This is a genomic window from Micromonospora sp. NPDC051543, from assembly GCF_044454415.1.
Classification (GTDB): Bacteria; Actinomycetota; Actinomycetes; order Mycobacteriales; family Micromonosporaceae; genus Micromonospora.
Window position 1 is genome coordinate 1 of sequence record NZ_JBITDT010000019.1, and the last position, 20,019, is coordinate 20,019.

The 20,019-nt window shown below is 70.6% G+C and carries 13 protein-coding genes; 7 read left to right on the forward strand and 6 right to left on the reverse strand.

Features of this window, described 5'->3' with window-relative positions:
• A partial coding sequence (locus ACIA3K_RS27225) for a transposase (protein WP_396804503.1) occupies positions 1-720 on the forward strand: 720 nt, incomplete at its 5' end.
• A 163-nt stretch (positions 721-883) separates the two neighbouring features.
• Here ACIA3K_RS27225 and ACIA3K_RS27230 read toward each other — a convergent pair.
• Both ACIA3K_RS27230 and ACIA3K_RS27235 read right to left on the reverse strand, forming a co-directional pair.
• Entirely contained in the window at positions 884-1,546 is a 663-nt protein-coding gene (locus ACIA3K_RS27230; RefSeq protein WP_396804504.1) for a C39 family peptidase, read from the reverse strand.
• 538 nt (positions 1,547-2,084) lie between these two features.
• On the reverse strand, positions 2,085-2,276 hold the full coding sequence (locus tag ACIA3K_RS27235) for a hypothetical protein (protein WP_396804505.1): 192 nt from the start codon (positions 2,274-2,276) through the stop codon (positions 2,085-2,087).
• Positions 2,277-2,295: 19 nt separating this feature from the next.
• Here ACIA3K_RS27235 and ACIA3K_RS27240 point away from each other — a divergent pair, with 19 nt between their 5' ends.
• The 5 genes from ACIA3K_RS27240 to pulA all read left to right on the forward strand — a co-directional run bounded on the left by ACIA3K_RS27240 (position 2,296) and on the right by pulA (position 10,650).
• A complete protein-coding gene (locus tag ACIA3K_RS27240; protein WP_396804506.1) occupies positions 2,296-3,006 on the forward strand; it encodes a hypothetical protein in 711 nt (236 codons plus the stop codon).
• 49 nt (positions 3,007-3,055) lie between these two features.
• The gene (locus tag ACIA3K_RS27245) at positions 3,056-3,445 is read left to right on the forward strand and encodes a hypothetical protein (protein ID WP_396804507.1); all 390 of its coding nucleotides are present in this window, start codon (positions 3,056-3,058) and stop codon (positions 3,443-3,445) included.
• Positions 3,446-3,580: 135 nt separating this feature from the next.
• The gene (locus ACIA3K_RS27250; protein WP_396804508.1) at positions 3,581-4,246 is read left to right on the forward strand and encodes a hypothetical protein; all 666 of its coding nucleotides are present in this window, start codon (positions 3,581-3,583) and stop codon (positions 4,244-4,246) included.
• Between the two features lie 93 nt (positions 4,247-4,339).
• Positions 4,340-5,038, forward strand: coding sequence for a cellulose binding domain-containing protein (locus ACIA3K_RS27255; protein WP_396804509.1), 699 nt, complete (start codon positions 4,340-4,342; stop codon positions 5,036-5,038).
• Positions 5,039-5,148: 110 nt separating this feature from the next.
• Complete coding sequence (gene pulA / locus ACIA3K_RS27260) at positions 5,149-10,650, forward strand: pullulanase-type alpha-1,6-glucosidase (RefSeq protein WP_396804510.1); 5,502 nt, start codon at positions 5,149-5,151, stop codon at positions 10,648-10,650.
• A 74-nt stretch (positions 10,651-10,724) separates the two neighbouring features.
• Here pulA and ACIA3K_RS27265 read toward each other — a convergent pair whose 3' ends face one another.
• The 3 genes from ACIA3K_RS27265 to ACIA3K_RS27275 form a co-directional block, all read right to left on the reverse strand.
• Positions 10,725-12,371 (reverse strand): hypothetical protein, encoded by a 1,647-nt coding sequence (locus ACIA3K_RS27265; RefSeq protein ID WP_396804511.1) that lies wholly within the window; start codon positions 12,369-12,371, stop codon positions 10,725-10,727.
• 283 nt (positions 12,372-12,654) lie between these two features.
• The gene (locus tag ACIA3K_RS27270) at positions 12,655-14,484 is read right to left on the reverse strand and encodes a hypothetical protein (protein WP_396804512.1); all 1,830 of its coding nucleotides are present in this window, start codon (positions 14,482-14,484) and stop codon (positions 12,655-12,657) included.
• 545 nt (positions 14,485-15,029) lie between these two features.
• A complete protein-coding gene (locus ACIA3K_RS27275; protein WP_355052709.1) occupies positions 15,030-16,517 on the reverse strand; it encodes an aminopeptidase P family protein in 1,488 nt (495 codons plus the stop codon).
• Between the two features lie 132 nt (positions 16,518-16,649).
• Between ACIA3K_RS27275 and asnB the strand changes: the two genes are divergently transcribed.
• Positions 16,650-18,611: an asparagine synthase (glutamine-hydrolyzing) gene (gene asnB, locus ACIA3K_RS27280; RefSeq protein ID WP_396804513.1), complete on the forward strand. Its 1,962-nt coding sequence runs from the start codon at positions 16,650-16,652 to the stop codon at positions 18,609-18,611.
• 86 nt (positions 18,612-18,697) lie between these two features.
• On the opposite strand, the gene ACIA3K_RS27285 is transcribed toward asnB, so the two are convergent.
• Positions 18,698-19,843 (reverse strand): lytic polysaccharide monooxygenase, encoded by a 1,146-nt coding sequence (locus tag ACIA3K_RS27285; RefSeq protein ID WP_396804514.1) that lies wholly within the window; start codon positions 19,841-19,843, stop codon positions 18,698-18,700.
• Between the last annotated feature and the right edge of the window lie 176 nt (positions 19,844-20,019).

Consider the following 20,019-nt stretch of genomic DNA (forward strand, 5'->3'; position numbering starts at 1 on the left):
AACGTGCGGCTCGCCGACGGCAGCCTCGCCGCGGTCTTCGACGTCCTGGACGACTGCACCCGAACCCTCGTCGGCTGTCACGCGGCGTCCGCTGAGACCGCCGACGGTGCCCTCACCGCGCTCAGGCAGGCCTTCGACGAGTACGGCGTCCCCGCGATCGTGTTGTCCGACAACGGCACCGCGTTCACCAGCCGGCGGACCCGACCCGGATCAATCTCCACATTCGTCCAGTGCCTCCTGGAGCACAACGTCCGGCCGATCAACTCCAGCCCCTACCACCCACAAACCTGCGGCAAGGTCGAACGCCACCACCAAACCCTCAAAAAATGGCTGAGCACCCAACCCGCCCCCGGCACCCGCACCGAACTGCAGAACCTACTGAACGTCTACCGCCGCTACTACAACACCCAACGACGCCACAGCGCCCTACCACGACGCGCCACCCCCGCCCAGGCATGGACAAACGCACCCAGCCTCGGCGGACCAACCAGCCCGCCCATACAGACCGACGCCACCCTGCACCACTGCCTCGTGAGCAGCACCGGCAGCATCCGCGTCGCCGGACACCGCACCAGCGTCGGCACCACCCACGCCGGCACCACCGTCACCGTCATCCGCGACCAAACCCAGATCACCGTCTACCACCGCGACGGCCAACCCCTCGGCCACTTCCACCTCACCCCCGACCAGACCTACACCACCCTCACCCGAACAGCTTGATCACCAACCCATGACACATCTATCGGGACTTCCCCTTGACACATGTCTCGGGACACCACAGTTAGCGCAGAACGGAAAGTGTCCAAGATCTGCTCATGTCCTGGGCGGAAACGCCGAAAGGGCCGGGCCCCGTGTTCGGGGTCCGGCCCTTTCGGTGTGGTGGTCAGCTGGTGGCGTAGCCGCGGGTGGCGATCCAGTCGGCGAGGTGCTCGACGGTGATGTCGTAGGCGGCGGTGTTCGCATCGGCGGAGTCGGCGATCCGCACGGTGTTGCCGTCATCGCGGTAGCCCACGACGCTGATGTAGTGCCCGCCCTCGAAGGAGTGGGTGGTGCCGTCGGTGTCGACGCTGGTGCCGGCGATGTTCGCGACCACGGCCCGACCGTCATCAACAGTGCGGACGATGTCGGCGCGCAACCGGTCGGTCTGGGTGGCGTCGGCGTCGGGCTTGCTGATCTCCACGCTGTGGTACGCGTCGGGCTTACCGGTCTCCTTGTTCAACACCGGGGTGATGTCATTGATGCTGTTGGTGCCGGCCTCGGTGGTGCCCATCTCCTTGGCCATCGCGTCCACGCTGATGTCCTTGCCCTGCACACTCAACGCGTTACGGGTAGCGGCCGGACCGCAGTAGTAGAAGTTCGGCTGCGCCTCGTAACGCACACCCAACTGCCGCTCACCATGACCCTTACGATCCGACTGCGACTGGCTGGTCGGCTTGGCGGTGCTCTCAGCGGCGAACGCGGTCGTCACCGGACCGGCGATGGCGCCACCGGTGAACGCGAGACCAGCAACGGTCAGAGCGGTCTTACGAATCAGATCGGTACGCATGATGGCGTGCTCCTCTGCTTCATCGGGGGAAAAAACGCGGCTCGGCACACGGGGGCGTGCCGGGCGGGAGAAAGTCTTGGGGGGACCGGACCCGGCGACCCAGCGGGGCCTGCACGGGGGGTGTCCCGGAGGGTGATGCAACGGTCCGTGCCAGCGGATCATTCCCGCCGGGGACCGGGGGCGGCCGGCTGGTGCTCGGCCATGCGGGGGATGTAACGACCCTGACCCGGCGGGTGTTCCCGGGCCTAGCCAGCATGGTGCTCGGCCGTGCGGGGGTGTAACCACGCCGGCCTAGAGGGTGTTCCCGGCGGCCGCTCGGCGACCCGGGGGTCGCGGCGGCGTGCCAGGTATAACGACCCCGACCGGCCGCGGATTCCGCCGCCCGGGTGCGAGCCGTCACGGGACGCGGCCCGTGAACGTGACGACGTCACCCAGCCGAAACGGACATCGGGGCCGTTCTGGGATGACCAACTCGGATTCCTTGATACCGCGGTATCCGAACGCGCGGGACAGCCCGATATTCAGGAACCCGAGTCGATCAGGTCTGGGGCGATTGAGAGTCCGCTGCCTCATTGGCCTGGGCGTGACGTTCCCGCAGTCGCTCCCGGATCTCCTCCGGGGTGTACGCGCGTCGGCGCCGCTCCGCCCGGGCAATGACCACACCGGACGCTGCCACCCCGGCGAGGCCGGCCAGGCCGAGGACCTTCCACCACCGCACTCGTTGCCGCATCGGCCTAGGCTAGTCCCTCATGAGCATCAGCCTGGATGAGGCCGTCGAGTTGACCCGCACCGGCGACGTGTGGGTGTTCCGGGGTCGTAGCGTGCCGGACCGGGCGATCCAGTTCACCACGAACAGTCCGGTCAACCACGTCGGAATGGCCGTCGTGCTTGACGACATGCCGCCGCTGATGTGGCACGCGGAGTTGGGCAAGTCCCTGCCGGACCTGTGGTCGGGCACGCACCAGCGCGGTGTTCAGTTGCACGACCTGCGGGACGCGGTCTGCGTGTGGGCCAACCGGTACGGTCAGCGGGCCTGGCTGCGGCAGCTCGACCCGCCGGCCGAGGGCGAGATGGAACGCTCGGTGCTGCGGACCGTCGCCCGCCTGGACGGTACGCCGTTCCCGTCGACCGCCCAGTTGGCGTGGCGGTGGGTGCGTGGCCGGGTGCCGTCGTTGCCGGGTCCTGGCCGGGCGGCACTCCGAGCCGTGTCGCGGGCCGCCCAAGCGGCCAACCGGGAAACAACTGCCGCTCCGACCAGCGCGGCCGCGCGGGAGCGGGCGTTGGAGACGGCGTACTGCGCCGAGGTGGTGGCCGTGACGTACGAGGCGATGGGCCTGCTGCCCGCCGGCAGGCGTCCGAACTGGTACGACCCGGGCCGGTTCTGGAGTGGTGACGACCTGGGACTGGCCGGGGGCGCCCGCCTGGGTACGGAGATCGAGGTGCGGGTCCCGCCCCGCTGAGGTTCGACCCGAGGTTTGGTCCACCCGGTACGGGGCAATTGCTGTCGCCGTGAACGCCTCCACGGATCTCGACACGCTGACCGGGTTCTTCGACCGGTACGGCGCCGCGTTGACCTCGGGCGACCTGCCGTCCCTCGGTGGTTGTTACGCCCTGCCCGGGCTGGTGGTGGCGGACACGTACAGCTTCTCGTTCACCTCGCTGGCGGCGGTCGCGCTGTCCTTCGTGGGCGCCGCGCCCGACTATCAGGACCGGGAGCTGATCGCCGCGCACGCCCGGATCGAGGACGTGCAGCCGGTGTCCGCGCTGCTGACCCTGGTGTCGGTCGAGTGGGAGTTCCTGGACAGCCAGGGGCGTGCGGTGCCGGGGGAGCGGTACCGCTACCTGCTGCGAACCTCGGGTGAGGGGCCGCTGATCTGCACGGTCGTCCGGACGGGCTGACCGCCAGCGGAGCGTCGACGCGTCCGAGCCGTTTTCCGGACGGAGGGGGCCGGTCGGTCCGATCCGTACCCGCCGGGTTTCCGGTCCGCCCGGCGCTGGCTACGCTGTCGCGTCGGTGGGACGAGGGGAGACCTGATGGCGGTGGGGCCGGACGGCGCGGGAGGTCCGCGGACGGCGCGAGTGGTGCTGTCGCTGCCGTGGATCGTGGTGCTGGTGGGCATCTGCGCGCTGGCGGTGCTGTTGGTGGTCGCGCTGTTGTCGTTCCGTACCCGGGAGGGCGAAGGCACGCCGCAGGCCGCGCCGCCGGTGTTCCTGCCGACGACGCCGGCTGCCGCGTCCTCGGCGCCGACGCCGGGTGGGCTGGAGCGGCGGTCGGCGTCGCCGCGCGCCTCGCGCAGCAGCCGGACGCCGTCGCCGCGCGCCACCACGAAGTCGCCGTCGCCGGGCGCGACGAGCGCCGCGGCCCTGGCGACGAAGGACCCGGCGGTGTCGGCGCAGTACAAGGTCGGTACGGATGGCTGGAACGCGACCGAGGCCACGCTGTCGGTGACCAACGGGTCGGACCGGTCGGTGGACTGGCGGGTGGAGTTGGCCTTCGCGGACGACACGCGGGGATTGCGCGTCAGCGGCGCGGCGGGGATCTCGGTGGCGGCGCAGGGTGACGGCGCGTTCGTGCTCAGCGGCGGAGAGTCGTTGGGTGCCGGTGACACGCAGACCCTGCGGTTGCGGGTCAGTTGGGATGGATCGGCGCAGCGTCCGGTGCGGTGCGTGATCAACGGGGTGGAGTGCCGGCTCAGCTGACCGGGCTTCGGGCTGCGCGGCGCGCGACGCCGACGCTTTCCGGGGCGGGCCGTCGATCGCTAGGCTGCCCGGACGGCCCGCTGAGGGAGGTACATGTCCGGCATGCGTCGTGCCCCGCGACCGTCGCACGGTCCGGCGGCCATCGCGTCGTCGCCGTGGATCGTGGTGGGCGCCGGTGTCGTCGTGATGGTGGTCCTGCTGTTCGTGGCTCTGGGCGCGTACCGGGGGCGTAGTCCGGCGCGGGACGGCGGGCCGCCACCGGCGGGTCTGCCGCTGCCGCAGGCGCCGGTGTCGCCGTCCGGGCTGTCGCCGACGCCGTTGCCGGAGAACTCGGCGCTGCTGCCCGGGTTGTCGCCGCGGGCCAGCGGGCTGCCGCCGAGCGCGCCGGTCACGCCGGTGACGTCGCGGCCGTCGACGGTCGGCCCGGCGGTGGCGTCGACGTCGGCGCGACCGCCGGTCCGGCCGTCGCAGCAGCCGTCGGCGGTGAGCGGACGCTACCGGGTGGTGCAGAGCTTCGACGGTGGTTTCATCGGCGAGGTGCTGATCGTCAACGCGTCCGGTGTGGACCGTGGGTGGACGGTGCGGTTCGAGTTCGCCGGTGGTCGACTGGTGACCACCTGGGTCGAGGGCGTACCCCAGGGGACGCTGCGGCAGTTCGACGGCGGCTTCACGTACGTCAGCGGGGTGGACGTGCCGGCCGGTGGATCGGTGGCGCTGCGGTTCCACCTGGAGCGGGCGTCCTCGACGCCGCGTGGGTGCACTGTCGACGGGGCCCGTTGTAGCGGGTTCTGAGCGAGCCTTCCGCAAGTTTGCTGCTCTGTTACGACTTTGTTTGCAAGGTATTGCAGATCGTTACGGCAAGGGTTAGCGTGCGGCCAATCACGACCAGAGGAAGGCCGTCGATGAAACCCCCGCCGATACGCCGTACCGCCCTGCTCGCGCTCGTCAGCCTGCTCACCGTCACCCTCGTCGGCACGCCGGTATCCGCCCGTCCCCTCGGCGCCGACGCCGATCCCCGGCCGTCCAGCGCCGATCCCCTGACCGCAACCGGCGCGGTGCAGTGGCGCAACGAGCCCAGCGCCGACGCGTTACTGGCCGCGGGCGCCGACACCGCGCGTGCCGAACAGTTCTACTTCGTCCTGCCGGACCGGTTCGCCAACGGCGACCGCCGCAACGACTCCGGCGGGCTCACCGGTGACCGGCTGCGCACCGGTCTCGACCCGGCCGACAAGGGCTTCTACCACGGCGGTGACCTCAAGGGCGTCATCGACAAGCTGTCCTACATCCAGGGCCTGGGCACCACCGCCATCTGGCTCGCCCCGATCTTCAAGAACCGCCCGGTGCAGGGCGAGGGGAACGACATCTCCGCCGGCTACCACGGCTACTGGATCACCGACTTCACCCAGGTCGACCCGCACTTCGGCACGAACGCCCAGCTCAAGGAGCTGGTCTCGCTGGCACACCGGCGAGGCATCAAGGTCTATCTCGACGTGGTGGTCAACCACACCGCCGACGTCATCAGGTACGCCGAGGACCGCTACGCCTACGTGGACAAGGCGACCTCGCCGTACACGGACGCGCGGGGGCGGGCCTTCGAGGACCGTAACTACGCCGACGGCAGCCGGGACTTCCCGACCGTCGACGCGAACGCCGGGCCGTACACGCCGGTCTTTCCCGAGCCGGCTGACGCGACGGTGAAGGTGCCGGCCTGGCTCAACGACGCCACCATGTACCACAACCGGGGCGACTCCACGTTCGCCGGCGAGAACAGCGAGTACGGCGACTTCTTCGGTCTGGACGACCTGTGGACCGAACGGCCCGAGGTGGTCCAGGGCATGACCAAGGCGTACGGGGACTGGATCGGCGCGACCGGCGTCGACGGGTTCCGGCTGGACACCGTCAAGCACGTCAACATGGACTTCTGGCCGCAGTTCACCCGGGGCGTCGAGCGGGCCGCCGAGAAGGCCGGCAGACGGGACTTCTTCGTCTTCGGCGAGGTGTACAGCGCCGATCCGGAGGTCACGTCGACGTACGTGCGCCGCGGCGGTCTGCCGGCCACCCTCGACTTCGCGTTCCAGGAGGCCGCGCGGGGCTACACGGCGGGCGGCGGCTCGGCGAAGGCCCTCGCCGACGTGTACGCCCGGGACGACCTCTACGCCGCTCGGGACACCGACGCCGGCCGGCTGACGACCTTCCTCGGCAACCACGACATGGGCCGGATCGGGTCGTTCATCGCCGGCGGCGGCACCGACCCGGCCAGTCACCTGCGCCGCGACCAGCTCGCCCACCAGCTCATGTTCCTCACCCGCGGCCAGCCGGTGATCTACTCCGGTGACGAGCAGGGCTTCACCGGCCCCGGTGGGGACAAGGACGCCCGGCAGGACATGTTCGCCTCGAAGGTGCCCGACTACCTCGACGACGACCTGCTCGGCACCGACAGCACCCACGCCAGCGACCAGTTCGACACCGCCCACCCGCTGTACCGGACGATCGCCGAGCTGGGCCGGCTGCGCCAGGCGCACCCCGCGCTGCGCGACGGCATCCAGGTCACCCGGTACGCCGCCGACGGTCCCGGCGTGTTCGCCGCCTCCCGCGTCGCGCCCGCAGACCGGACCGAGTACCTCGTGGCGGTGAACAACGCCGCGACCGCGCAGACTGTCAGCGTGGACACCTGGTCGGCCGGCGCCACCTTCACCGGCATCTACGGCGCTTCCGCCGGCGCGAAGGCCGGTGGCGACGGGAAGGTCACGCTGACCGTGCCGCCGCTGTCGGCGGCCGTGTACCGCGCGGGCAGCCCCATCGCCCGGGCGAGCGGCACGCCGACAATCGCCATCACCAGCCCCGCGCCGGACGCGTCGGTGGCGACCCGCGCGGCGGTCACCGCGCAGGTGACCGGCGACCCGCTGTCGACCGTCACCGTGGCGGCCCGGGTCGGCGGCGGCCGGTGGACGCTGCTGGGCAGCGCCGACCACGCGCCGTACACGGTGCACCACGACCTGGACGGGCTGGCCGGCGGCACCCGCGTCGAGTACCGCGCGGTCGTCCGGGACGGCCGGGGCCGCACCGCCACTGCCCGGTCCGTCGCCGTCGTCGGCACGCCCGAGCTGGGTGGATCCCGGGAGTGGGCGGTGGTGCACTACCAGCGTCCGGCCGGGGGGTACGACGACTGGGGCCTGTACGCCTGGGGCGACATCGACCCGGCGTACGTCACCGAGTGGCCGAAGGGGCAACCGTTCGCCGGGCAGGACTCCTACGGCCGGTTCGCCTGGGTGAAGCTCAAGCCGGGCGCGAAGTCCGTGGGTTTCGTGGTGGTGGACTCCGATGGCACCAAGGACGTCGCCCAGGACCGCACGATGGACGTCAGCCAGACCGGCGAGATCTGGCTCAAGCAGGGCGACGCGACCGTCTATCCGAGCAGGCAGGCGGCCACCGGGCAACCGGACCCGGCGGTCGAGGAGGGCACCGCGGTGATCCACTATCGGCGGGCCGACGGCAACTACGACGGGTGGGGTCTGCACCTGTGGGACGGCGCGGCCAACCCGACGGACTGGGCCAGCCCGCTCGCGCCCACCTCGACCGACGCGTTCGGCGCGGTGTTCCGGGTGCCGCTGGCGGCCGGGGCCACGGGGCTGAACTACATCCTGCACAAGGGTGACACCAAGGACCTGCCCGACGATCAGCGGCTCGACTTCGCCAGCGCCGGCCGGGAGGTGTGGCTGCTCGCCGCCACCCCGGGGCGGCTGCTGCCGTCGACCGCGACCAGCGCCGGCGGGGACACCGACATCGCCAAGCAGAAGGCGCACTGGATCGACCGGTCCACCATCGCCTGGCAGACCCCGCCGACCGACGGCCGAGCGTACGCCCTGGTGACCGCCCCGGCCGGCGGGGTGAGCGTCGTCGACGGGGAGCTGTCCGGGGCGTACACCAGTCTGCCGTTGCGCGCGCAGCGCAACGGGCTCACCGAGGCCCAGCGCGCGGCGTTCGGGCACCTGTGGTCCCACCGGGCCTTCACGCTCGACCGGGGTGACCTGGCGAAGGTGCCGGCGGCGCTGCGCGGGCAGCTGCTGGTCACCGAGCGCGACGCCCAGGGCAAGCTGCTCGCCGCCACCGGCGTGCAGATCCCCGGCGTGCTCGACGACGTGTACTCCCGGGCCACCCAGGTCACGCTCGGCCCGACCTTCGCCGGCCGGACGCCGAGCCTCGCGCTCTGGGCGCCCACCGCCCGGACGGTGGAGCTGGAACTGTTCGACTCGCCCACGGCCGCGCCGAAGACGGTGGCGATGCGCCGCGACGACCGCACCGGCGTCTGGTCGGTACGCGGTAGCCACGCCTGGACGGGCCGGTACTACCGCTACCGGGTGCAGGCGTGGCAGCCGGCCGCGCAGCGGATGGTGACGGCGTCGGTCACCGACCCGTACTCGGTGTCCCTCGCGGCGGACTCCACGCACAGCCAGCTCGTCGATCTCAACGACCCGGCGCTGGCCCCGCCCGGGTGGCGCACACTGCGCAAGCCGGCCGGGGTGCCCTCGTCCAAGGCGCAGATCTCCGAGCTGTCGGTGCGCGACTTCTCCATCGCCGACGAGACCGTGCCGGCGCAGCGGCGGGGGACGTTCCTGGCGTTCACCGACCCGGGGACCGCCGGCATGACGCACCTGCGGGCGCTCGGCGACGCCGGGGTCACCCACCTGCACCTGCTGCCGGCCTTCGACTTCGCCACCATCCCCGAGAAGCGGGCCGACCAGCGCCAGCCGGCCTGTGACCTGGCGGCGCTGCCGCCGGACTCGGACCAGCAGCAGAAATGCGTCGCGGCCGTCGCCGACACCGACGGCTACAACTGGGGGTACGACCCGCTGCACTACACCGTTCCGGAGGGCGGCTACGCCCTCGACCCGAGCGGGGCGGCCCGGACCACCGAGTTCCGTCGCATGGTGGCCGGAGTGAACGACGCCGGCCTGCGGGTGGTCATGGACGTGGTCTACAACCACACGGCGGCGGCCGGCGTCGACCCCAGGTCGGTGCTCGACCAGGTGGTGCCCGGCTACTACCACCGGCTGCTCGACGACGGCACCGTCGCCAACTCCACGTGCTGCGCCAACACCGCGCCCGAGCACGCGATGATGGGCAAGCTGGTGGTCGACTCGCTGGTCACCTGGGCCAAGCAGTACAAGGTGGACGGTTTCCGGTTCGACCTGATGGGCCACCACCCGAAGGCGAACATCCTGGCCGTGCGCACGGCCCTGGACCGGCTGACCGTCGCCCGGGACGGCGTGGACGGCAAGGCGATCATGCTCTATGGCGAGGGCTGGAACTTCGGCGAGGTCGCCAACGACGCCCGGTTCGAGCAGGCCACCCAGGCCAACATGGCCGGCACGGGCATCGGCACGTTCAACGACCGGCTGCGCGACGCCGTGCGCGGCGGCGGACCGTTCGACGCCAACCCGCGCGTGCAGGGCTTCGCCTCCGGGCTCTACACCGACCCCAACGGCGATGAGGTGAACGGGTCGGCGGCCACCCAGAAGGCCCGCCTGCTGCACGCCCACGACCTGATCAAGGTGGGCCTCACCGGCAACCTGCGGGACTACCGGTTCACCGACACCTCCGGGCGTACGGTCACCGGAGCCCAGGTGGACTACAACGGCTCGCCCGCCGGGTACACCGCCGCGCCGGGGGAGGCCGTCACCTACGTCGACGCGCACGACAACGAGATCCTGTACGACGCGTTGGCGTACAAGCTGCCGCAGGGCACGAGCGCGGCGGACCGTTCCCGGATGCAGGTGCTGGCGCTGAGCACGGTGGTGTTGGGGCAGGGCGCCGGGTTCGTCACCGCCGGCACCGAACGGCTGCGGTCGAAGTCGCTGGACCGCAACTCGTTCAACTCCGGTGACTGGTTCAACCAGATCCGCTGGGACTGCGCCAACGGCAACGGGTTCGGCGTCGGCCTGCCACCGGCGCAGGACAACCAGGACAAGTGGCCGTACGCGAAGCCGCTGCTCGCGGACCCGGCCCTGGTGCCCGACTGTTCGGCGATCGACACCACCGACGCCCGGTACGCCGAGCTGCTGCGCGTCCGGGCGTCGTCGCCGGTGTTCGGGCTGGACAGCGCCGAGCAGGTGCAGCGGCGGGTGGCGTTCCCCCTGTCCGGCGAGTCGGAGACCCCGGGCGTGCTGACCATGACGCTTGACGCGCGTGGTCTGGGCGGGGCCTGGACCGCGCTGACCGTCGTCTTCAACGGCACTCCGGAGACGGCGACGCAGACGGTGACCGGTCTGCGGGGCGCGGACGTGTCGCTGCACCCGGTGCTGGTCGACTCGGCCGACCCGACGCTGCGGACGGCGTCGTTCGACCGGGCGGCCGGCACCTTCACGGTGCCGGCGCGCAGCGTGGCGGTGTTCGTTCAGAAGTGAGCGGGGACCGGCCCCCTCCCGCGTCGCGCGGAAGGGGGCCGGCCCGTGTGGTGCGTCGTGCTGCGTGCTCTTGATCAGGCGAAGCAGTTCTCGATGGCGCCGCCCGGGATGGCCAGGCAGTTCGTCGGGCGGTTCGCGGTGATGGCGGACTTGTCGTCCACGTTCACCGCCCCGAAGAAGGTGAACACACCGCCCGGCGCGAAGGTCGAGAAGTTGTTGGCGACCTTCGTCTTCGACAGGTTGACCTCGCCGAAGATGTTGAAGATGCCGCCGCCGACCCCGATCGGGCCGATGGCCCGGTTGCCGACGACCTCGCTGTTGCGCAGCGTGAGGATGCTGCCGGCGTTGAAGACCCCGCCGCCGAAGAAGCCGGCGGTGTTCTCCTTGATCCAGCTGTCCTCGACGGTCACCGCGCTGTCGAAGGCGATGGCGAGACCGCCACCGACCCCGGCGGTGCTGTTCTTCGCGACCGTCACCTTGTGCAGGTTCAGCTGGCTGTCCGCCGCCGCCAGACCACCACCGGCGAGGACCGCCGTGTTCGAGGTGATCTCGGTGTCGTACGCGGTGGTGTTGCCCTCGATGTCGAGGTAGCCGCCGCCGAAGCCCAGCGTCTCGTTGTCGCTGATCACGGCCTTCTTGAGCTCGACCGTGCCGCCGTCGACGTCCTCGGTGAAGATCTCCGCGGCGCCGTTGGAGATGCCGCCACCGCCGATGATCGCGGTGTTGTCCTTGATCTTCGACTCCTCGACCTTGAGCAGGCCGGCGTTGAAGACACCGCCACCGAAGAAGAAGGCGGTGTTGCCCGCGACGGTGCTGTGCCAGATCTTCGTGGTGCCGAAGTTGGCCACACCGCCGCCGTTGCCGCCGGACTGGTTGAGGACGACCTCGGACTCGATGATCTCGGCGGAGCCGCCCGGCTGCACCAGGATGCCCGCGCCGTCGTTGTCGTCCGGGTACTCGACGAGCGGCGTGACGGCGCCCGGCGCCGCCTTCGTGGCGGCCTTCGGGGTCGCCTTGGGCGCGGCCTTCAGGCCCGCCTTCGGGTTGGCCTGCCGGGCGGTGAGGGCCTGGTCCAGCGGAACGCCGGCCTTCACCTGCGCCGCGATCGCCTCGGAGTCCGAGTAGGACGCCCAGACGGCCGCCGGCTCGACGGCGCTCAACAGTTCGAGGGTCTGACCACCCTTGACGGTCAGGCCCTTGATGGTGAGGTGGCCGCCCGGACCGACGTTGAGGATCCGGAAGTAGTCGGCCGTGGCCTCACGGGCGATCGTGGTGTGCTCGCCCTTCAGGGTGATGTTCTCGGTGATGACCGGCAGACCGTTGCCCTGGTAGTCGTTGCGGCTCAGGTTGTAGGTGCAGCCCTTGGCCAGTTCCAGCACACCGCCGTGCTTGTTGTTGGCGAACACGATCGCCTGGATCAGCTTGTCGGTGTCGCAGGGCACCTCCTTCCCACGCTCGTGGTCCTTGTCCCGGTCCTTGCCCTTGTCCTTGTCCCGGTCGATGTCCCAGTCGCGCCCCTCGTCACCGTGCTGGTCGCCGTCCTTGCTCACCTGCGCGGTGTTCCAGTTCAGGCCGACCGCCCCGGCGCTGCCCGCGACGCCTACCGCCGCGAGACTGATCACGCCCGTCAGACCGGCCACGCCGCTGGCGAGCCAGAGCTTGCGGCGGCTCTTGGCCGTCGCCCGCCCGGAGGCTTCGTTGTTCGTTAGGTAGTTGGACATCGGAGCTCTCTGCCCTCTCCTCGTACCAGACAGGGTCGCCGCCCTCAGACGGTCGTCCCCTGCTACAAATCGGTTGTAGCTCCCAAAAACACCGTATGAGAATGTTCCTCGCCTCGCGGCCGTATCCGAAACAACCCCACATTAGGTTCATGTTGCCCCGGGACGGCCTGGTCGGGACGCGCCGGGCCGCAAGCCCCTGACCAGCCCAAATGGGTACGCCCCTCCGTGCCGCAACGGGCTCGGAGGGGCGCTCCCTCTATGTGGATCAGCCATCCGTTCCCGGTCAGAAGCAGCCGGGGACGTTCAGGCAGTTGGTGGGGCGGTTGGCGGACACGGCGGAGTCGTCGTCCAGCCGTACGAAGCTGCCGAGGCCGTTGGAGATCCCGCCGGGCGGCAGGGTGGCCACGTTGTACGTCACCTTCGTCCGCTGGACGCTGATCTCGCCACCTTCCGTGTTGTAGATGCCGCCGCCGCTGCCCAGCGGACCGATGGCCCGGTTGCCCGAGACCTCGCTGTTGCGCAGCGTGACGACGCTGTCCTCGTTGTAGAGTCCGGCGCCGAAGAACCCGGCGGTGTTCTCCTTGATCGCGGTGTCCTCGATCGTCGCGGTGCTGTCGAAGGCGACGGCCACGCCGCCACCCACACCGGCCGTGCTGTTCCTGGCCACCGTGGCCTGCTTCAGGGTGAGCTGGCTGTCGGCCACGGCCACGCCGCCACCCGCCAGGACCGCCGTGTTGTCGGTGACCCTCGTGTCGTGCAGGGTCGTGGTGCCCTCGACGTCCAGGACGCCGCCACCGAAGCCGAGCGTCTCGTTCTCGGTGATCTCGCTCTTGTAGACCCAGACCGCGCCGCCGTCGACGCCCTCGGTGAGGATGTCGGCCGCGCCGTTGGCGATGCCACCGCCGCCGACGATGCCGGTGTTGTCCGTCACCTTCGACTCGTCGACCTGGAGCACTCCGGCGTTGAAGATGCCGCCGCCGTAGAGGAAGGCGGTGTTGTGCGCCACGGTGCTCTTGCTGAGCCGCGCCGAACCGAAGTTCGCCAAGCCGCCGCCGTTGCCGCCGGACTGGTTGTAGAACAGCTCGCTGTCCAGGATCTCGGCCCGACCCCCGGGCTGTACGAGCACCCCGGCGCCGTCGTTGAAGCCGGGCTCCTCCACCAGCGGCACCACCGCCGTGCCAGCCGCCGTCACCGGCGTGGCCGTGGTGGAAGGCTTCGCGGTGGTCGCCGCCTTGGCCGTTGCCGTCTTAACCGCTGCCGTTGCCGTCTTGGCCGTTGCCGTCTTGGCCGTCGCTGCCGATGGCTTCGCTGCCGGCGTGGCTGCCGCGGTCGGCTGGACCGCTGCCGCTGCCGCCGGCTTGGCTACCGCAGTGGCCGGCTTGGCTGCCGGCTTGGCTTTCGCCGTGGCCGGCTTGGCTGCCGTGGTCGCCGGCTTGGCTGCCGCTGTGGCCGACTTGGCTGCCGCTGTGGCCGGCTTGGCGGTGGTCGCTGGCTTTGCCGCAGCCGGTTGGCCGGCGGTGGCCGTCGTGGTCCGGATGGAGGTCGAGTACGAGCCCCAGACCGTCGCCGGCTCCACGCTCGCCGCCTGTTGGATGGTCTGCCCACCCCTGATGCTCAGGCCCTTGAGGGTGAGGTTTCCGCCCGGCCCCACGTTCAGGATGCGGAAGTAGTCGGCGGTGGCCGCGCGGCCGATGACCGTGTGCTCGCCCTTGAGGGTGATGGGCTCGGTGATCACCGGTAGGCCGTTTCCGTCCTGGTTGCGGGTCAGGGTGTAGGTGCAGCCCTTCGCCAGTTCCAGGACACCGCCGTCGTCGCTGTTGGCGAACGTGATCGCCTGGATCAGCTTGTCCGAGTCACAGGGCACCTGCTTGGTGCGGTCCTTGTCGTGGCGCTTGTCGGCGCCGCCGCGATCGTCGAAACCGCTCCAGTCGTCGCCGCTGGACTCCTCGTCGCCGTTGCCCTTGCTCTCGTCGGCGTTCCCGCCGTCGTCGCTGACGTTCTGCCGGTTCGTCGACGGCTGTGCGTCGGACACCCGGTCTGAGGTGGGCTTGTCGTCCCGCGCGGCGATGCCGCCGAGGGCGGCCAGGCCCACCACCCCGGTCAGGCCGGCCACGCCGGCGACCCAGAGTGCCCGTCGTCGTCGTGTTGGCGGCGCCGTGGAGGCCCCGCCCTCGGTACTCGTTATGTCATCGGACATCAGAGCCTTCCGCCCTTCCTACTACCAGACGGGGTCGCACCGCCCGCAGCGCCACGACCAGCTACAAATGGCTTGTAGCCTCTGATGCCCACCGTATGAGAACTATCTTCGCGAGGCGGACGTATCCGAGAAAACCCCACATATAGCGCCCGCTAAGGGATCAGGGTGACAGGAAGGGCGTGATCCACTCGGGTTCTCGGAAAGCGCGGTGTCCGAGCGCCCACGACGCCCCGGCATCACGGAAGTCGAGTCGATCATGCGCGAGCCGGCCGCAAGCGCCGGGCGGGCGGGGCCGGCCGGGCGGAAGGGCGGACGTGAAGGGGCCGGGGGGGGGGGGGGGGGCGGCGCCGGGGGCCGGGCGGCGGGGGGGGGGGGGGGGGGCGCGGGGGTCGGGCCGCCTGGGGGGGGGCCCCCCGCCCCCGGGGCCCCCCCCCCCCCCCCCCCGGGGCCGTACGGGCGGGTCAGCCGGGCAGGCGGGGCCCGGCCTCGCGCTGCTCGGCCAGCCAGGTCTCCACCTCGTCGGAGGTGCGCGGCAGGCCAGCCGACAGGTTCACCGCGCCGGTCGCGGTCACCAGGACGTCGTCCTCGATGCGGATGCCGATGCCGCGCAGCTCGGCGGGGACCAGCTCGTCCTCGGGCTGGAAGTAGAGACCCGGCTCCACGGTGAGCACGTAGCCCTCGCCCAGGGCGCCGTCGCGGTACGTCTCCTTGCGGGCGTTCGAGCAGTCGTGCACGTCGATGCCGAGCATGTGACCGAAGCCGTGCAGCGTCCAGCGCCGGTAGACCGAGGACTTCTCGTCCATGGCCTCGTCCACGCTCACCGGCAGCAGGCCCAGGTCGGACAGGCCCTCGGCGAGCACCCGCATGCAGGTCAGGTGGACGTCCTTGAACTTCACGCCGGGGCGGATGGCGTCCATGCCGGCCTGCTGCGAGGCGTACACGATGTCGTAGACCTGGCGTTGCAGGGCGGTGAACCGACCGTCGACCGGCAGCACCCGGGTCACATCGGCGGTGTAGAGGTTGCGCCCCTCGACCCCCATGTCCATGAGCAGCAGGTCACCCGGGCGGGTAGCGCCGTGGTTGTGCACCCAGTGCAGGATCGTGGCGTGCTCGCCCGCGCCGACGATCGAGCCGTACCCGACGTCGTTGCCGTCGTGCCGCGCACGCAGCGCGAAGATGCCCTCCAGCAGCCGCTCGGAGACGGCCCGGTCGGCCGGCAGGACGCGGGCGACGTCCTCGAAGCCCCGGACGGTGGCGTCGATCGCGTCCTGGAGCTGGCCGATCTCCCACTCGTCCTTGACGAGCTTCAGCTCCGAGATGGCGATGGCCAACTCCCGGTCGCGGGCCGGCTGCCCCTCGGCGCGCGGCCCGTCGTAGGGGCGCACGGCCGCGTCCACCTGGGCGTCGAAACCGCGCAACACCCGGGTACGCCCCGGAGCGAGGTCGGCCAGCGCCGCCTCCAGCCCGGTCAGGTCGGCGGTGGGCAGGTCCAGTTCGGTGGACTTCTCGCCGAGGGTGTGCCGCCGGCCCACCCACAGCTCGCCGTGCCGGCTGCGGAAGAACTCGTCGGTCTCCCGGGACGAGCGGGGCCGCATGTACAGCGTCGCGTCGTGGCCCGAGCCGTTCGGGCGCAGCACCAGCACGCTGTCCGGGTCGTGGTCACCGGTCAGGTAGGCGAAGTCGCTGCCCGGCCGGAACGGGTAGGTGGTGTCGTTGGCGCGGACCTTCTCGCCGCCGGTCGGGATGACCAGCGTCTCGCCCGGGAAGGCCGCGGAGAGCGCGGCCCGCCGCTTGGCGTAGTTGGGGACCTCCGGACGCGGCGTGACCGGGAGTTCGGTGTCGCGCCAGCCCTGCCGCATGAACGACAGGAACGCCTCCGGAAAGTCCGGATCGTGCGATTCCGTGCCGTCTGTCGGCGTACCCTCGGTGCTTTTGCGTTCCTCGGTCATTGCGCCGCTCCCCTCCGCTCGTGGCTGGTCCCGACGGTACCGCGCGCCCGGTTCGCGGTGGTGACGGCCGGGAGCGCCCGGAACGACGGACGGCTGCGACGGGCCGACGGAGCGCGTGGAAAGATGACGACCATGTGCGGACTCCTGGCCTTCTTCAGCGCGAACGGCAACGCCGCCGCGCACCGCGACCACATCGCCGGAGCATTGGAATGCCTGCACCACCGCGGCCCGGACGAGACAGGGGTCGAGGTGGTCGGCGACGCGTCCGGCCGGTACGCGGACGGAGTGTTCGCCCACAAGCGGCTCGCCATCATCGACGTCGCGTCGAGTCACGAGCCGCTGCCCTACGCGAACGGCCGTTACCTGCTGACCTTCAACGGTGAGATCTACAACTACATCGAGCTGCGTGACGAGCTGATCCGGGACTTCGGCGCGCAGTTCGCCACCGCCGGTGACGGCGAGGTGATCGTCGCCGGCTACCACTACTGGGGCGAGCAGGTGCTCACCCGGTTGCGCGGCATGTTCGCCTTCGTCATCTGGGACCGGCAGGAGCGGCGCGCGTTCGGCGCCCGCGACTACTTCGGCATCAAGCCGCTGCACTACCTGGAGACCGCCGACGGCCTCTACCTGGCGTCGGAGAAGAAGGCGCTGCTGCCGTTCGCGCACAGCAACTACCAGGGCGACGCGGGCGTGGACGCGGCGAACCTGAGTCACTACCTGACCCTGCAGTACGTGCCGGAGCCCGGCACGCTGCACAAGGGCATCAGCCGGATCGGCTCGGGGGAGTACCTGACCTGGACCCCGGGCGGGCGGATCGACGTACGGCGGTGGTACCGGCCGGTGTTCCGGCCGGCGCCGGTCGACGACGAGCAGAAGCTGTACCACGAGATCCGCGAGACGCTGCGCGAGAGCGTGCGCATGCACATGCGCTCGGACGTGCCGGTCGGCTCGTTCCTGTCCAGTGGCATCGACTCGACCGCCGTGGTCGCGCTGGCCCGCGAGTTCAACCCGAACATCCTGACCTTCACCGTCGGCTACGACGTCCCGGGTTACTCCGAGATCGACGTCGCCCAGGAGTCGGCGCGGCACCTGGACGTCACCACCATCCCCACCAAGATCGGTCCGCAGGACATGATCGACGCGCTGCCGAAGATCGTCTGGCACCTGGACGACCCGGTGGCGGACCCGGCGCTGGTGCCGCTGTACTTCGTGGCGAAGAAGGCCGCCGAGCACGTCACGGTGGTGCTCTCCGGTGAGGGGGCCGACGAGTTCTTCGGTGGTTACACGATCTACCGGGAGCCGCTGTCGCTGGGCACCGTCAACGGTCTGCCCGGCGGGGTGCAGAAGGGGCTGCGGGCGGTTTCCAAGGCCATCCCGCAGGGTGTCAAGGGCAAGAGCTTCCTGGAGCGGGGCACCACCCCGATCGAGGAGCGCTACTACGGCAACGCGCGGATGTTCACCGAGGAGGAGAAGCAGCACCTGCTGCGCCGCTACGACCCCTCGGTGCGCTACACCGACGTGACCGCCCCGATCTACGCCGAGTGCACCGAGCTGGACGACGTCACCAAGATGCAGTACGTCGACCTCTACACCTGGCTGCGCGGCGACATCCTGGTCAAGGCCGACCGGATCTCGATGTCGCACTCGCTGGAGGTGCGGGTGCCGTTCCTCGACCGCGAGGTGTTCGACGTCGCGGCGAAGATCCCGGTGGACCTGAAGCTGCCGCCGCGCTCCGACGCCACCAAGTACGCGATGCGCCAGGCGTTGCAGGGCGTCGTCCCGCCGGCGATCGTCAACCGCAAGAAGCTGGGCTTCCCGACCCCGACCCGGGTGTGGCTGCGCGGCGAGATGTACGAGTGGGCCCGCCACGTGCTGAGCACCTCGGGCGCGGGCGACCTGCTCGACCTGTCGTACGCGCTGCGGCTGCTCGACGAGCACAAGCGGGAGGAGTTCGACCACTCCCGCAAGGTGTGGACGGTGCTGATCTTCTGCATCTGGCACGCCATCTTCGTGGCCAAGACGCTCGACCCGGGCATCCAGCGCAACCAGTCGGCCCTGCTGACGAAGCCGGTGGTCGGTTCCATGGTCCGCTGACCCGCGACTCGACCCTGTCGATCAAGAGGTTTGCGTCACCGGAAGCGCTCCGGATGACGCAAACCTCTTGATCATTTCAGGGGACCTCAGCGACGGGCGCAGGTGACTGTTGGGAGGGCGTTGGTTCCTGTGCTACTCGCCAGGAAGCCGAACGATGTCGTGCCCTCGGGCGCGACCGTGCCGTTGTACTGGACGTTCGTCGCGGTCACCGAGGCGCCGGACGTCGTCTGGGTGGCATTCCAGACCTGGTTGATCACTTGTCCGCTGGGCCAGGTCCAGCTCGCGGTCCAGCCGGAGAACGGCGTGCTGCCGTGGTTCATGATCGTGACTTGTCCCTGGAATCCGCCCTGCCAGGTGCTGGTCACCGAGTAGACGGCCATGCAGTCACCGGTCGGTGCCGGCGTGGTCGGCGCCGGGGTGGTCGGCGGGGGAGTGGTGGGCGGGGGAGTGGTGGGCGGCGGGGTCGTCGGCGGCGGCGTGGTGGGCGGCGGCGTCGTGGGCGGCGGGGTGGTCGGGTTCGACCCGCCCGGACCCACACCGGTCACCTGCCCGCTACCACCGTCGAACGTCACGTCGGAGCAGCCGAAGAAGTTCTCCTGCGAATCCGAACGCACCCAGCGGGAGTAGATGATGTGCCGACCGCTCTTGCCCGACGGCAGGTTGCCGCTGAAGTAGTAGTGACCGTCGTTGGTGCCGACCGCGCCGCGCTGCGGCGGGTTGGTCACCGTCAGGAACGGCTCCTCCAGGTCGCTCCAGGCCAGCGCGCGGGTGGGGCTCCAGCTGTCCTTCGTCACGTAGAAGTAGAAGGTGCCCGGGTGGTGCGCCCAGTTGCTGTACTTGAAGTCCAGCCGCGCGCCGGACGTCAGGTGGGTCAGCGGCCAGTCGGTGCGGGCCAGGTCGTAGCCCCGGTAGCCGGTGTTGCCACCGCTGCACAGCTGCCCGTCCGGGATGAAGCCGGTGGTACGGCCACCGGCGTCGGAGCGCAGCACGCTGAACCAGTTGTAGAGCGAGTTCGTGCCGCTCTGCGCCACGGCGGCGGCACACGCCGGGTTGTTCGGCCTGATCTCGCCGGTCTGGCTCATGCCGTCCTGCCAGCAGAGGTAGGTGCGGCTGCCCGGCGTCATCGCCGCGCCGTGCGCGGCCGCCGGTTGTGGACTGGACGCCAGGGCGACGGCGCCCAGCGCAAAGGTCAGGGCCGCGGTGAGCACTGCGGCCGTACGGGAACGGTTCACGGGTTCTCCTGACTCGCGAGGCGTGCCGCCCGAGGCCGCCCCGCCGCAAGCGGATACGACGATCACCCTGGCGCGCCCCGGCAGAAGATCGGCCGGCGGACACGCGCCATCGACGGTCCTGTCCTGGACCGGTGCCCTCGCGTCCATCAACCCGGCAACCGGCGGCGCGACAGCCC

What these genes read in the sequence shown, in the direction of transcription:
- pulA (WP_396804510.1), top strand. Translation starts at nt 5,149, where the DNA reads ATGAAACCCCCGCCGATACGCCGTACCGCCCTGCTCGCGCTCGTCAGC.
- asnB (WP_396804513.1), top strand. Translation starts at nt 16,650, where the DNA reads ATGTGCGGACTCCTGGCCTTCTTCAGCGCGAACGGCAACGCCGCCGCG.
- ACIA3K_RS27265 (WP_396804511.1), bottom strand. Translation starts at nt 12,371, where the DNA reads ATGTCCAACTACCTAACGAACAACGAAGCCTCCGGGCGGGCGACGGCC.
- ACIA3K_RS27275 (WP_355052709.1), bottom strand. Translation starts at nt 16,517, where the DNA reads ATGACCGAGGAACGCAAAAGCACCGAGGGTACGCCGACAGACGGCACG.
- ACIA3K_RS27235 (WP_396804505.1), bottom strand. Translation starts at nt 2,276, where the DNA reads ATGCGGCAACGAGTGCGGTGGTGGAAGGTCCTCGGCCTGGCCGGCCTC.
- ACIA3K_RS27230 (WP_396804504.1), bottom strand. Translation starts at nt 1,546, where the DNA reads ATGCGTACCGATCTGATTCGTAAGACCGCTCTGACCGTTGCTGGTCTC.
- ACIA3K_RS27240 (WP_396804506.1), top strand. Translation starts at nt 2,296, where the DNA reads ATGAGCATCAGCCTGGATGAGGCCGTCGAGTTGACCCGCACCGGCGAC.
- ACIA3K_RS27255 (WP_396804509.1), top strand. Translation starts at nt 4,340, where the DNA reads ATGTCCGGCATGCGTCGTGCCCCGCGACCGTCGCACGGTCCGGCGGCC.
- ACIA3K_RS27250 (WP_396804508.1), top strand. Translation starts at nt 3,581, where the DNA reads ATGGCGGTGGGGCCGGACGGCGCGGGAGGTCCGCGGACGGCGCGAGTG.